Raw genomic sequence first — 12745 nt, 5'->3', positions numbered from 1 at the left:
GCAATGGCGGCGGCCGACTATTTTCCGGCGGCGCGTCCCGCGCCTTTCCATCGCGAAGCAAAATAGTCGCCCTCTGCCATCCTCCGCTAACGCTCCGGCCCTGACGCTTCGCGTCAAGGTGCAAGGCCGTCCCGCCCATGGGCTTCGTCGCCATGAAGGCCGCGACGGTCGCGGTCCACACCGACGGAGCATCCCATGAACGGGCACGACGATTACGAACCCCACCACAGCGAATCCCCAACCGCCCACGTCCTGCACGAGCTTCAGCTCTACGGCTATCGTCCCTTCGAGGATGAACCAGATCCCCGGCCACTCCCCGAAGGCGATCGCATCGCTGGCGCCATCGCCGACATCTTCGATGCCCTGATCTCGACGCTCGAAGACACCCGCCTCGAACCCGACCTCGACGATCTCCTCTGGTCGACCGTCAATCTCTTCCATCGCGCCTCAGAGCGGATCGAACGCGAACTGGACGACAACGAGCAGGCACAGCGCCGCGGTCAGCGCGAACAGGATGGCAGCGAGGTGAAATCGGTCGAGTTGGAGCGCCTGACCGCCGAGGGGCAGACTCTTCTCGAACGCCGTGACGCCTTCGAACTGATGCGCGATCAAGCCGCCGACCACTTCGAGCGGCATACCAGGTCAAGCTGGCGACCGCGCACCGGCTCCATGGTCAACCATCGCAACCTTACCGCCGCGATGATCGACAGCCGCGACTTCATCGCCGCCAAACGCCGCGCTGAGGCCGAAGTCCTGTTGCCCGCCGGGCCAAAGATCGCCTTCTCCGGTGGCGACAGCACCGACCACAAGCTGATCTGGGCCAAGCTCGATCAGGTTCACGCCAAGCACCCTGATATGGTGCTGATGCACGGCGGCTCGCCCAAAGGCGCCGAGAAGATCGCCGCCCGCTGGGCCGACACGCGCAAGGTGTCACAGGTCGCCTTCAAGCCCGACTGGACGAAGCACGCCAAGGCCGCCCCTTTCAAGCGCAACGACCAGATGCTGGCCGTCATGCCGATCGGCGTTATAATTTTCCCCGGCACGGGTATTCAGGACAATCTTGCCGACAAGGCCCGCAAACTCGGTATCCCGGTCTACCGGTTCGGCTCAGGTGGCGCGTGAGCGCCACCTGCCTCTTACGGCCATCCCATGTCTGGCATCAGGCACGAGTTCTATTCGGTACGGCCATCATCGCAGAAACCTTGTTGGCGACCTCATCCAGAGTCGCCGTGAGCCGGTTGATCTGCGAGATCGTTGCCGTCATTTCCGGCCCATACCGCGTCACGAGATATTCTCTGTTCCCAGCCATGGCCGACAGATGCGCAGCAGTGCGCTTTCGCAGTTGGAGGCCATTCGCGATCGCCATTTCGGATCGCGCGGCAAGGTTATGTTGCAGCCCCCTTATCCGGGATGTTTCCTGTCCCATGAAGAGAAGCAGCGCGTTCAGATAAAGTTCGATCGCGTGAATGGCCGACAACCGGCAAGGAGCGCGTGATAGTGGATCTCCGCGTCGTCCGAGTTGCAGCAGCAGATGGGCCGCTTTTCTGTATTCTTCTGCCAACCGGAGTATTTGCTCAGGCGTGGCGGATTCCCCAGGGTATGTTTTCGGCGTGTCGGACAATCAGTTCGCTTTCCCCATTCCCGCTCAATTCTGAAATAATACGGCGAATTGCATCAAGAGATTCTGAACGCCGTCCTGTAACTGCGCCGGAAGAACTCTTCCGACGCTTGACTCCATTGCAGCATCCACGCCGCAATGCGTCCTACGGGGCCATCATTCGGCAACTCCGGCCTATCGGAAACCACCCCCGCTTATCGGCACTGATCCTTGGTTCGGCCGGTGGCCTGACGCCATCAACCCTCAAGGGGTCGGACTACGCGAAACGCGTGCCGCCGCTGCGGTTTCACCTTCGCGGTGATTGCGGCCATCGGCCGGACACATCGGGCGCCTGTCAGCGGGGGATGGTCCTCCGCTCAAGCAGGAGCCGGATCGATGTCCCCCAACGACGCTCACGCCTTCGCCTTCAGCCTCGCCGCAACACTCATGGTCGCTATCGTCATCTTCCGCGCCGGCGACGGCACGCTCTCGGTCACGCCCGCAACCGAATACGACGGTGATGCCGCCGAAATCGTCAGCGAGATCGATCCTTTCGCCCCGTGAGGGGCGAAGATCTTCGTGGCCGAGACGAAAACCTTGCGGGTTTCCGCTCCCCCTGACGGTTATCTTTTGCTACTCTCTGTTTCGCGCCGTGGTGGTGGTGGAGGCGCGACCGTCAGAGCTTTCCTCACGGAGACACCACCATGATCTTTCTCGGCATTCTTCTTTCCATCGCAGCCATCGGCTTCTTCTGCTGGCTTCTGTTCACACTCGCCGTCTTCGCGCTTCCGTTTTTCGCAGGGCTGAGCGCCGGAACCTGGGCTTGGCACACCGGCGCGGGTTGGCTCGGAGCGATCATCGTCGGCATTGTCGCAGCAGGGCTCACGCTCGGCATCGGCCAGCTCCTGTTCGTGATCGTCCGTCCCATGTGGGCGCGGCTGCTGATCGCGCTCGTCTTTGTCGCGCCCGCAGTGATGGCGGGCTATCACGCCACGCATGGTATCGTGAAACACACCATGCCGTCGGAGACCTGGCAGATCGCTTTTTCCGTCATCGGCGCGATCGCTGTCGGCATCACTGCACTCATGCGGGTCACAGGCATGGCGGCCACCGCCCCGGCCGGTCAAGGCACGATGCGGGCCTGATCGTTTCTCCATGCGATGGTTCGCCAGACCAAACGGCTGATCCGCGCGCCCGCCTCGTCGTCGAAGACGTGGCAAGGCGGCGATGGCAGCGTGGCGGCAAGAGGCCCAGAATCTGCAATCCTGCTGATCGCCTGGACCAGCGGCGTCCACGGCCCGACGCAACCAACCATGGCGTAGTGGCGGGCGCTCATAACGCGGAAGAGCATGGCGGCGGAGAAGCGCATCCGGCCAGCCGGTAGGGAGGGATGAGCCGGTGAGAGATCGAACAATCTCCGTGCCGGTCGCGTCAGGTCGCCATCATCTCCGCGAGACATCCGTCCGCCGACCGCTCCAAACGGCCTCTCCAATGGGCTGATCTGGCCGAAGAACGGCTTCGCCTCGACCGCCTATGCCGCAACGGCGCGTCCCGACTTTCTTCCCCTGCCGGCCATGGCCGTCATTCCTCGCGAGACAAGAAACTCGTGCCTGCGCCATCCTCCGCTTCGCTCCGGTCGCAAGCGATGCGTCGTCGGTCGTCTCCGGCCAACCGATCGCCATCGAGGCCGCATGGAGCGGGCTCGAAAACGAAAAACGGAGACTTACAATGGCGACCATCGGCACCTTCAAGAAGACCGGCTCGAACGAATTCACCGGCGAAATCGTCACCCTCAGCGTCCAGGCCAAGGGCGTGCGCATCGTCCCTGACACGCGCTCCACCGGCGAAAACGCCCCCAGCCACCGGGTCCTCGTCGGCCGCGCCGAAATCGGCGCCGCCTGGTCCAAGACCTCGAACGAAGGTCGCGACTATCTGGGCCTCAAGCTCGACGATCCGAGCTTCAACGCCCCGATCTACGCCAACCTCTTCGACGACGAAGAAGGCGACACCCACTCGCTGATCTGGTCCCGCCCCAACCGCCGCAATGGCGACTGAGGGCCGCAGCCGCCCCGCCCGGATAATCCGGGCGGGGCCGAAGCGCTGCCGCCGCAACCGAATCAGTTAAGCCGGAACAACGGCTGAAGCTAGCCAATCAGCAGAAATTGCTTGGCTCGCAGCCCCAAGAACGACTATTATAGATGGGGTATTCGGGCACTCCCTAGCCAACAAAGTCGTGGATGTTCCTGAATTCCTCAGCGATTCAGGGGGCATCATGCGAGTTGGGTGAGTCAGCTAAAACTTCTATGATCCGGCACGATGCGACTTTCCCATTGTCGCACGATTTGATCATCCGAGTGAGCTCGCTCTTAAGTCCGAGAAGGCGTCGGATCCGCACCTCGACGGCTTCGAGCTGATCGGTGGCAATTCGGCTCACCTGCTCACAAGAGGACTCTGGCCTTTCCTGCAGAGCGAGCATCGTCTTAATAGCCGGGATGTCGAAGCCGAGATCCCTGGAATGGCGTATGAACGTCAGTCGCCGAACATCCTCTGCTTCATAGAGGCGCCGCCTGCTCTCTGTGCGGGGCGGCGGCGGGATGAGATTGATCCGCTCGTAGTAGCGGATTGTCTCGATATTGACGCCTGTCCGTTGTGACAAGGCTCCGATGGTGATCATGGCGAATTCATTCCGTAACGGTGGTTCGAGTAGGGATAACAACTGGGCGGAAGCGTCATCGGCATCCGTGCGCCGATTGCCGTTGGCCGCTGAGCGCCAACCCTCAGGGCACGTTCATTCCGACGGCGTGTGAGCGCGCAACTCCTCCAACCAGAGGCGGGCGTTGCCATCCGACGGAGCGCGCCAATCGCCGCGCGGCGACAGCGAGCCGCCAGCAGTGACTTTGGGGCCGTTCGGCGACGCCGAGCGCTTGAACTGGCTGATCGTGAAGAAGCGATAGAGGAACACCTCCATCCACGATCTGATTGTGGGCAGATCATATGCGCGACGGCGCTCTTCCGGATACTGTGGAGGCCAAGCTCCGGCGGTGGCGTCACGCCAGGCATGGAAGGCCAGGAAAGCGATCTTCGACGGCTTCAGGCCATAGCGCGTCAAATAAAACAGGGTAAAATCCTGCAGTTCATAAGGCCCAATCTTCTCCTCCGTACTTTGTAAGGCGCCGCCTTCGCCGGCCGGCACGAGTTCTGGCGAAATCACAGTGTCAAGAATGGAGAGCAACGTGCCGTTCGTTGCCTCATCGAAGGCGGCTGACTGTGCCACCCAGCGGATCAAATGCTGGATGAGTGTTTTCGGCACCGACGCGTTGACGTTGTAGTGGCTCATATGGTCGCCGACACCGTAGGTCGACCAGCCGAGCGCGATTTCGGACAGATCGCCAGTGCCAAGCACCATGGCGCCTCGCTGGTTGGCTGCACGGAACAAGATGTCCGTGCGCAGGCCCGCCTGCACGTTCTCGAACGTCACGTCGTAAACCGGCTCGCCTTGCGCGAACGGATGCTGAAGTGACGCCAGCATCTGCTGCGCCAACGGCTTGATGTCGATCTCCTCGGCGGTGACGCCGAGACTACGCATCAGCGTCCAGGCATTTGCCTTGGTGGCCTCCCCCGTCGCGAAGCCCGGCATCGTGAAGCCGAGAATGTCGGACCGGGGCCAGCCTAGCCGGTCGAACGCTTTCGCCGCCACGATCAGCGCGTGAGTGGAGTCCAGACCACCGGAGACCCCGATGCAGACGCGGCGGATGCCCGTCGCCTGAAGGCGCTTCATCAACCCCTGGACCTGGATGCTGTAGGCCTCATAACAGTCCTGGTCGAGGCGTGCCGGATCGGCTGAAGCATAGGGGAAGCGCGCGACGGCCCTGCGCAGCCCGAGGTCCGTCATCGACGGCTCGAACCGGAAGCCGATACGCCGGAACCTGTCTTCAGGCATAGCTTGTGCGATGGCCGCCTCGTTGAAGGTGCCGGTGCGCAGGCGCTCCAGTCTGAGCCTATCAACGTCGACATCGGCGATGGCCATTTGCGAGTCCTGCGGGAACCGTTCGGTCTCTGCCAGCAGCTGCCCGAGTTCATAAATGCAGGCTTGACCGTCCCAAGCGAGGTCCGTCGTCGACTCGCCCGGACCGGCCGCGGAATAGATGTATGCAGCCCAGCACCGCGCCGATTGGGTTGCGCAGAGCAGCCGGCGGGTTTCGGCCTTGCCGACAGTGATGTTGCTGGCCGAGAGGTTGGTAAGGATGAGAGCGCCAGCGAGCGCGGCAAAGTCGCTGGGCGGAGCCGGTCCCCATACGTCCTCGCACAGCTCGACGTGGAAGACGAAGCCTGGCAAATCCTCGGCCGCTAAAATCATATCCATTCCGAAGGGGACGGACTGACCAGCGATCTCGATGGTAGCGCCTTTCAAGTTTCGGCCCGAAGCGAACCAACGCTTTTCGTAGAATTCCCGATAATTCGGCAGATGTCCTTTGGGAACAACACCCAAAATGCGCCCACGATGGACGGCGACAGCGCAATTGTAGAGTCGTCCTTCCCGCACCAGCGGCGCGCCGATGAGCAGAACCGGCGAAAGCTCGCGGCTCGCGGCCGCGACTTCCTCGATCGCTTGTTCCACCCGCTGCAGCAACGCGGCTTGGCCGAGAAGATCGTCAATCGCGTAACCGCAGAGGCCCAATTCCGGGAACACCATCAGCGCAACACCCTGGCGCGCACCGTCGCGGGCGAGCGCGAGCGTCTCAGCGACATTGTAGCTGGGATCGGCGACTTCGCATTTCGGTGTACAGGCAGCCACGCGAACGAAACCCTGCTGATAAATCGAATAGAAGCTCATCCGCCGGTCTCATCTCGTGTTCTTGCGGTGCCCGATCTCGGCACCAAGTGGCCGTGACCGCTGTTACGGCGACCGGGTTCAGTCACGGCCTCGACCCCTCGCAAGGGTTGATTCTGTAGTTACTACAGGATTTATATACCTATGATCGGGGCGTGTGAACCCACGCGCGATGAGTGGTCGCCCCCGGTCTTTCATCACCACAGGCAGGCGGCGGAGGACGACAAGGAGCAAGGACAGTGTTCAAGAGGCTCAGTTCTGACCAGGTGGGCATTGTCCGAGCCTCAGCCGTCGCGCTCGCCTTCGCGGCGGTCGTCCTTGTGGTTGGCTATGCCTGGCTGCCTCCTGAATTGTTCGGCCTCAGCCCAGAGATGGACTTCGGTGAGCGGATCGCGTTCACGTTGAAGGCGAGTATTCTCATGTTTCTCTGGCTGGCCGGCTGCGTCGGCGCGGTGAGCAGAGGCAGGTTCTATTCGCCGGCGGATATACGGGGCTCGGCGTTCGGCAAACCCAGCCCGGCAATCGCCGTGCGTGCCGCGGTGCTGCAGAATTCATTGGAGCAGACAGTACTGGCTTTTGGCGCACATCTGACCCTAGCAGCGCTTCTGCGAGAAACCGAACTGGTGCTCATACCGCTGCTGGTTGCTCTGTTTCTGGTTGGCCGCATCACCTTTGCATTCGGCTACGCCAAACGAGTCTCAGGCCGGGCTTTTGGCATGGCGCTCACCGGCGCCTCAATAATCGCGAGCTATGGAATTGTGGTCGGGCTGATAGCCGCCGGACGCTGACGTCTGTCGCTCGCTTGGACGGCAAAAAACGATTGAAAGGCCTCTTGCTCCTGTAGCCACTACAGAATGTATGGTGCGTGAAAGGATTCGAGCCGGGCTCGAGAGAATAAGCAAATTTAGGAGACCGCAATGACTATTGAAGCCGAGGCTAGAAGCACCTTAGGCACGTTACGCTTCAAGGTTGAGGGCTTGGATTGTCAGAACGAAGTTCGGATGCTTCGTGCCGCGGTCGGTCCCGTCGTCGGTGGCGAGGACAAGTTGTCGTTCGACACCAAGGGCGGTGTCATGGAGGTCGCGGGCCTGACCGCTCCGGCACTCGATACCATTGAGCAGGCGGTCGCTACCACTGGAATGAGGGCACAATTGCTGGCTGAGCTGGATAAGTCCTCCGCGTCGGCGTGGCTGTTCAAGGTCGAGGGCCTCGATTGCAAAAACGAGGTCGCGATGCTCAAGCGCGAAATCGGCCCTCTGGTTGGCGGTGAGGACTGGCTCGCCTTCGACACAGCAAAGGGGTTGATGACGGTCGCGCCTCAGCACCGTGCCTCGATCGACGAACTCGTGAGCGGCATCTCAAGAACCGGGATGTCAGGCTCTCTCATCCAGGATGGTTCGGCCGAAACCATGCTCCTGCGTGTGCGCGGCCTCGACTGCAAGAATGAGGTGGCTGCTCTGACCAGGGAACTGGGACCGCTCGTTGGCGAGGATAAGCTCGCCTTCGACACTTCGCAGGGTGCGATGACCATTGCACCTCAGAGCGGGACAACCCTCCAAGAGATCGAACAGGCGGTCGCGCGAACCGGGATGCGGGCTGAGCTGTGGACAGCGCCGGCCGTTGCTGAGCAGGCAACCTGCGATGCCGCAGGATCCGCGTGCGGTTGCGCGACCAACGTGAAGGAAGCCCTCAGCCCGCCGCCGATCAATCTGCCTGGCGGCGTTGTCTATCGAATCCATGGCATGGATTGTGCCGACGAGATCGCCGCCCTGAAGCGCGAAGTCGGCCCGCTCGTTGGTGAGGACAAGCTCGCTTTCGACCTTCTTAACGGCCGCATGTCGATCGACATGGCGCCTGACGCCGCCTTGGAGGCCAAGATCGAGAAGGCCGTTGTACGCGCCGGCCTGCAGGCGGAGCCCTGGACCGAGGGCGCCACCAGCGAAGGGGCACGGGCAGAAGAGCGGCGCAGACGCATTCAATCATGGCTGACTGCTGCGAGCGGCCTGTTCGTCGCGATCGGATTTGCGGTTCACGCCTGGGTCGGAGGTGGAATCATCGCGGCCTTCGAGGCAGGCGAACATGGTGCAGGTGCAACGCCGCTGCTAAGCGTCATTCTCTATACGCTCGCCGCGCTTTGTGCTGTGCGTTACGTGGCCCCGAAGGCTTGGCTCGCGGCCAGGCGCCTGCGTCCCGACATGAACCTCCTGATGGTGATCGCCGTCGTGGGTGCGATCGGAATTGGCGCTTGGTTCGAAGCCGCAACGGTTTCGTTCTTCTTCGCGCTCGCCCTTGCTCTCGAGGCCTGGAGCCTCGGCCGAGCGCGGCGGGCCGTGGCGGCCCTGATGGAGCTCGCGCCGCCGACCGCGCGCATCATGCTTGAAGACGGCACGGAGAGAGACGTGCCGGCAGCCGAAGTCCGTGTCGGTTCGCACATCATTATTCGACCTGGCGATAAAGTACCGCTCGACGGCCGTGTGGCCGCCGGAGAGAGTGAGGTCAACCAGGCACCGATCACCGGCGAAAGCGTCCCGGTCTTCAAATCGGAAGGAGACGACGTTTTTGCAGGCACCATCAACGGCGAAGGCGCGCTGGACGTCGTGACCACCAAGGCGTCAAGCGATACCACGCTCGCGCAGATCATCCGCATGGTCGGCTCCGCGCAGGGCCGGCGGGCTCCCAGCGAGCAGTGGGTCGAGAAATTTGCACGCGTCTATACGCCCGTCGTTATGGCGCTCGCGATAGCCGTTTTTTTGGTGCCGCCGCTGTTGCTCGGTGGTGGCTGGGAGGTTTGGTTCTATCGCGCCCTCGTATTGCTCGTGATCGCCTGCCCCTGCGCCCTTGTCATCTCGACGCCCGTGACCATTGTGGCTGCCCTTGCGGGAGCTGCGAAGCAGGGCGTGTTGGTGAAAGGCGGCGTCCATCTCGAGACGCCGGCGCGCTTGAAAGCAATCGCCATGGACAAGACGGGGACGCTCACCGAAGGACGTCCTCAGGTCGTGGAGATCTTGGCGCTCGGCAGCCGAAACGAGGATGACCTTCTTCGGTTAGCAGCAGCCCTCGAGGCGCGCAGCGAGCACCCCATCGCCCGCGCTATTTTGGCGAGGGCAACAGAAAACGGCATTGCCGCACAACCGGCCGAGGCCGTCCAGGCCATCACGGGTCGCGGCATGACCGGCCGCGTCTCCGGTCGCGAAGTCTGGCTTGGGTCACGCCGCTACCTCGATGAACGCGCGGTCGGCTCACCGGCCATCCTGGAACGCGCCGACACACTTTCCGGCGCTGGCCGGACCATTGTCGCCGTTGGCGACGGCCAGGAAGTCTGGGGACTGATCGCTGTTGCCGATGCTGTGAGGGCTGAAGCCAAGGATATCGTCACCGCGCTGCATCGGGCGGGCGTGGAAAAAGTGGTGATGCTGACAGGCGACAATCGGGCCACCGCCGAGGCGATTGCCAAGCAGACCGGCATTGATGAAGTTCGCGCGGAACTTCTGCCCGGCGACAAGGTCACGGCCGTCGAGGACCTGGTTCGGCGCTATGGCGTCGTCGCCATGGTGGGTGACGGGGTCAATGACGCCCCTGCCATGGGCCGCGCCAATCTCGGCATTGCCATGGGCGCAATGGGGAGCGACGCAGCCATCGAAACGGCAGACGTCGCCCTGATGTCGGACGACCTCTCCAGACTTCCCTGGCTCGTGCGCCATTCACGAGCCACGCTCGCCGTCATTCGGCAGAATATCGCCTTCTCGATCGCCGTGAAGCTGTTGTTCACAGTGCTGACGGTGATCGGTCTCGCATCCCTTTGGGGCGCGATCGCCGCCGATGTTGGGGCCTCCCTGCTGGTCGTTCTCAACGGTTTGCGGCTCCTCAATCGGGAACAGCGCCAGAGAGATGGTGGCCCAGTCGGCGGCGCAAAGGTTCGAGCACAGGAGCGCCAGCATTCCACTGTGGCTCGCCCTGCAACTGCGCATTGAGCCAATAGCGGCCGCCCTGTATTGGGGCGGCCGCTGACGACAGAAATGCCGATCAGAACCCGAAGAACACAAGGAATCATCGTGGCCGAACGTCCCGCTAGAAATATCGCGATATGGGTTGGCGGCGCATTTGTGGCCGCGCTTCTTTTCGACGTTGCTACGAAGTGGTTGATCATAAATGCCGTCATGGTCCCGCCACGCGTGATCGAGGTTGTGCCCTTTTTCAACCTGACGCTCGGCTTCAACACCGGAGTCAGCTTCGGGATGTTCCAAGATGTCTTCCTCGAGCATCCGTTGGTGTTGGCCGGGATCAAAGTGGCGATCACGGTCGGTCTTCTCGTTTGGGCAATGCGGACCCGCAGGACCATTGAAGCAACGGCTCTCGGTTTGATCGCCGGCGGCGCCGCCGGCAACATCGTTGACCGCGTGCATCAAGGCGCGGTGACAGACTTTCTCGATTTTCACATAGGCAACTGGCATTGGCCGACCTTCAACATGGCGGATGTTGCAATCAGCATTGGCGTCGCGCTGCTCCTGGCTGGATCGCTTTTTTCGACCCAACCGGTGCTTCGCACGCAGGAGCCGCTTAGCAACGGGAAGCGCTGAGCATGGCGGCGCTGGAAATATCGTTGCTCGGGCTGGCGACAGCGGCCGCTGCCGGCGCTATCTCCTTCCTTTCACCCTGCGTCCTGCCGCTCGTGCCGGGCTACCTGTCCTATGTCGCTGGTGGCGCCGGCACGACCGGCAGCAGTGATGCGGTATCCCGGCTTCACATCTTCCGCCCTGCGCTGCTGTTCGTGCTCGGGTTCACGACCATATTCGTGCTGCTTGGAGTCAGCGCGATGGCCCTCGGCGGCCTTCTCCAACGCTTCCAGATGGAAACCAACCTGATCGGCGGAGCTCTGGTCATTGTCTTCGGTTTGGCGATGACGGGGCTCCTTCGCCTCCCGATACTCATGACCGACCGCCGATGGAACGGACCGCGCCAGGTCAATGGACCGGTCGGCGCCTTCCTGCTGGGTGTCGCCTTTGCCTTCGGCTGGACGCCCTGCATTGGCCCGGTATTGGGCTCCATCCTCACGGTAACCGCGACGTCATCAGGCAACGGCGCGATTCTTCTCGGAACTTACGGCCTCGGCCTCGGTGTGCCGTTTCTCCTCACGGCCCTCTTCATGGGAAACGCGGCAGCCGCATTGAAGCGCATGCGCCGCGTCGGTGCCGCGCTGAACATCGGCGGTGGTGCGGTCATGATCGGCGTCGGCGTTTTGATGATGACCGGGAGGTTGCAGGAGATCGCCATTTGGATGCTGATGACGTTTCCGATGCTGGGAGCGATCGGTTGAGGGACTCGCTGGCTGCCGCGAATTGCTGCGACTCGTCAGTCGGCTTCAGAACCCCCGCCGAACTTTGGCGCGTGATTCATCGGGGCGCGCCCGCGCCGCGCAACAACCGGGAGCCAGAATGACGGGAGCGTGTACTCAAGGCGTCGACACCGGATTCGTGGCGCTAGGCTATGGCAAGGTCGCCCTGCTCGGACTTGTCCAAGGCATCACCGAGTTGCTACCGATCTCTTCGACCGCCCATATGCGGATCGTGCCTGCGCTGCTCGGTTGGCAGGATCCTGGCTCAGCCTTTTCAGCCGCCATGCAGCTTGCAGCGCTTACTGCAGTCGTCAGTTATTTCTGGAGCGACGTGAGCCAACTAGCCACCAATTCGCTGCGTGCCGTCGCAAATCGGGATTTCCGAGATCGACACTTCCGCTTCTCGGTCGGAATTCTCCTTGCCACGATCCCGATCGGTATTGCCGGCCTTTCCTTGTCTGGAGCGTTGAACGCGTGCGGCTCGCCGCTTCGTACTCTCGAAGTCATCGGCTGGGCGTGCATCGTCATGGCTGTCCTCCTGGCGCTCGCGGAGATTTTTGCCCGGCACCGACGAACGCTTGAGAACACATCGGCCATCGATGCAATGATCGTGGGAATTGCTCAAATCGGAGCGCTGATTCCTGGCGTTTCGCGTTCAGGCTCGACTTTGACTGCGGCGCTCGCCCTCGGCCTGAAGCGAGATGAGGCGGCGCGGTTCTCATTCCTTCTTGGCCTGCCGGCAATCGCCCTGGCTGGCTTCAAGGAGCTCTGGGAACTCCACAAAGTGCAGCTTTCCGCCGACGGCTGGTCACTACTTCTTGTCGGGCTCGTCGTGGCTTCTATTTCCGCGTTCTGTGCGATTTGGGGGCTGATGCGCGTTCTCGAGCGTTTTTCCGCCTGGCCGTTTGTTATTTACCGAGGTGTTCTCGGTATCGTACTCATCTGGGCGGTTGCTTTGGGCTATTTCACTTGAGATGCAAAATAT

13 protein-coding genes are annotated in these 12745 nt (G+C 62.0%); 9 read left to right on the top strand and 4 right to left on the bottom strand.

Translation table 11 applies throughout. The features are described from left to right. Window positions 1-195 precede the first annotated feature (195 nt). Window positions 196-1122 (top strand): DUF2493 domain-containing protein, encoded by a 927-nt coding sequence (locus tag STARVERO_RS14880; RefSeq protein WP_021240077.1) that lies wholly within the window; start codon window positions 196-198, stop codon window positions 1120-1122. A gap of 37 nt (window positions 1123-1159) precedes the next feature. Here STARVERO_RS14880 and STARVERO_RS14875 read toward each other — a convergent pair whose 3' ends face one another. Next, entirely contained in the window at window positions 1160-1621 is a 462-nt protein-coding gene (locus tag STARVERO_RS14875) for a HEPN domain-containing protein (protein ID WP_031304994.1), read from the bottom strand. Between the two features lie 372 nt (window positions 1622-1993). Between STARVERO_RS14875 and STARVERO_RS23385 the strand changes: the two genes are divergently transcribed. Next, the gene (locus tag STARVERO_RS23385; protein ID WP_021239890.1) at window positions 1994-2161 is read left to right on the top strand and encodes a hypothetical protein; all 168 of its coding nucleotides are present in this window, start codon (window positions 1994-1996) and stop codon (window positions 2159-2161) included. Window positions 2162-2301: 140 nt separating this feature from the next. Then, on the top strand, window positions 2302-2742 hold the full coding sequence (locus tag STARVERO_RS14870; RefSeq protein WP_159599698.1) for a hypothetical protein: 441 nt from the start codon (window positions 2302-2304) through the stop codon (window positions 2740-2742). Here STARVERO_RS14870 and STARVERO_RS14865 read toward each other — a convergent pair. Continuing rightward, window positions 2721-2966, bottom strand: a complete 246-nt coding sequence (locus STARVERO_RS14865; protein ID WP_159599696.1) for a hypothetical protein — start codon at window positions 2964-2966, stop codon at window positions 2721-2723. The two genes, STARVERO_RS14870 and STARVERO_RS14865, sit on opposite strands and share 22 nt — an antisense overlap. 359 nt (window positions 2967-3325) lie before the next feature. Between STARVERO_RS14865 and STARVERO_RS14860 the strand changes: the two genes are divergently transcribed. Beyond that, window positions 3326-3652 (top strand): DUF736 domain-containing protein, encoded by a 327-nt coding sequence (locus STARVERO_RS14860; RefSeq protein ID WP_021239887.1) that lies wholly within the window; start codon window positions 3326-3328, stop codon window positions 3650-3652. A gap of 205 nt (window positions 3653-3857) precedes the next feature. Here STARVERO_RS14860 and STARVERO_RS14855 read toward each other — a convergent pair whose 3' ends face one another. Then, window positions 3858-4271, bottom strand: a complete 414-nt coding sequence (locus tag STARVERO_RS14855) for a MerR family transcriptional regulator (protein WP_024338473.1) — start codon at window positions 4269-4271, stop codon at window positions 3858-3860. A gap of 114 nt (window positions 4272-4385) precedes the next feature. Then, window positions 4386-6431, bottom strand: a complete 2046-nt coding sequence (locus STARVERO_RS14850; RefSeq protein ID WP_159599694.1) for an NAD(+) synthase — start codon at window positions 6429-6431, stop codon at window positions 4386-4388. A gap of 236 nt (window positions 6432-6667) precedes the next feature. On the opposite strand from STARVERO_RS14850, the gene STARVERO_RS14845 reads away from it, so the two are divergent. From STARVERO_RS14845 to uppP, 5 genes are all read left to right on the top strand, one after another. Beyond that, on the top strand, window positions 6668-7216 hold the full coding sequence (locus tag STARVERO_RS14845; RefSeq protein ID WP_024338471.1) for an MAPEG family protein: 549 nt from the start codon (window positions 6668-6670) through the stop codon (window positions 7214-7216). A gap of 129 nt (window positions 7217-7345) precedes the next feature. Beyond that, a complete protein-coding gene (locus tag STARVERO_RS14840; RefSeq protein WP_097142796.1) occupies window positions 7346-10399 on the top strand; it encodes a heavy metal translocating P-type ATPase in 3054 nt (1017 codons plus the stop codon). Between the two features lie 81 nt (window positions 10400-10480). Continuing rightward, the gene (gene lspA, locus STARVERO_RS14835; RefSeq protein WP_044411231.1) at window positions 10481-11005 is read left to right on the top strand and encodes a signal peptidase II; all 525 of its coding nucleotides are present in this window, start codon (window positions 10481-10483) and stop codon (window positions 11003-11005) included. 2 nt (window positions 11006-11007) lie between these two features. Then, a complete protein-coding gene (locus STARVERO_RS14830; RefSeq protein ID WP_024343497.1) occupies window positions 11008-11742 on the top strand; it encodes a cytochrome c biogenesis CcdA family protein in 735 nt (244 codons plus the stop codon). Window positions 11743-11860: 118 nt separating this feature from the next. Continuing rightward, window positions 11861-12733 carry an undecaprenyl-diphosphatase UppP gene (gene uppP / locus STARVERO_RS14825; protein ID WP_024343496.1) on the top strand — a complete coding sequence of 291 codons (873 nt, stop codon included), beginning with the start codon at window positions 11861-11863 and terminating at the stop codon, window positions 12731-12733. Window positions 12734-12745: the final 12 nt, after the last annotated feature.

The organism is Starkeya nomas (genome assembly GCF_902703545.1).
Lineage (GTDB): Bacteria > Pseudomonadota > Alphaproteobacteria > Rhizobiales > Xanthobacteraceae > Ancylobacter > Ancylobacter moscoviensis.
Note: the sequence above shows the minus strand (reverse complement) of the source record. Positions and strands in the feature narration are given on the sequence as shown.

What these genes read in the sequence shown, in the direction of transcription:
- STARVERO_RS14880 (WP_021240077.1), top strand. Translation starts at nt 196, where the DNA reads ATGAACGGGCACGACGATTACGAACCCCACCACAGCGAATCCCCAACC.
- STARVERO_RS23385 (WP_021239890.1), top strand. Translation starts at nt 1,994, where the DNA reads ATGTCCCCCAACGACGCTCACGCCTTCGCCTTCAGCCTCGCCGCAACA.
- STARVERO_RS14870 (WP_159599698.1), top strand. Translation starts at nt 2,302, where the DNA reads ATGATCTTTCTCGGCATTCTTCTTTCCATCGCAGCCATCGGCTTCTTC.
- STARVERO_RS14865 (WP_159599696.1), bottom strand. Translation starts at nt 2,966, where the DNA reads ATGCGCTTCTCCGCCGCCATGCTCTTCCGCGTTATGAGCGCCCGCCAC.
- STARVERO_RS14860 (WP_021239887.1), top strand. Translation starts at nt 3,326, where the DNA reads ATGGCGACCATCGGCACCTTCAAGAAGACCGGCTCGAACGAATTCACC.
- STARVERO_RS14855 (WP_024338473.1), bottom strand. Translation starts at nt 4,271, where the DNA reads ATGATCACCATCGGAGCCTTGTCACAACGGACAGGCGTCAATATCGAG.
- STARVERO_RS14850 (WP_159599694.1), bottom strand. Translation starts at nt 6,431, where the DNA reads ATGAGCTTCTATTCGATTTATCAGCAGGGTTTCGTTCGCGTGGCTGCC.
- STARVERO_RS14840 (WP_097142796.1), top strand. Translation starts at nt 7,346, where the DNA reads ATGACTATTGAAGCCGAGGCTAGAAGCACCTTAGGCACGTTACGCTTC.
- STARVERO_RS14830 (WP_024343497.1), top strand. Translation starts at nt 11,008, where the DNA reads ATGGCGGCGCTGGAAATATCGTTGCTCGGGCTGGCGACAGCGGCCGCT.
- uppP (WP_024343496.1), top strand. Translation starts at nt 11,861, where the DNA reads ATGACGGGAGCGTGTACTCAAGGCGTCGACACCGGATTCGTGGCGCTA.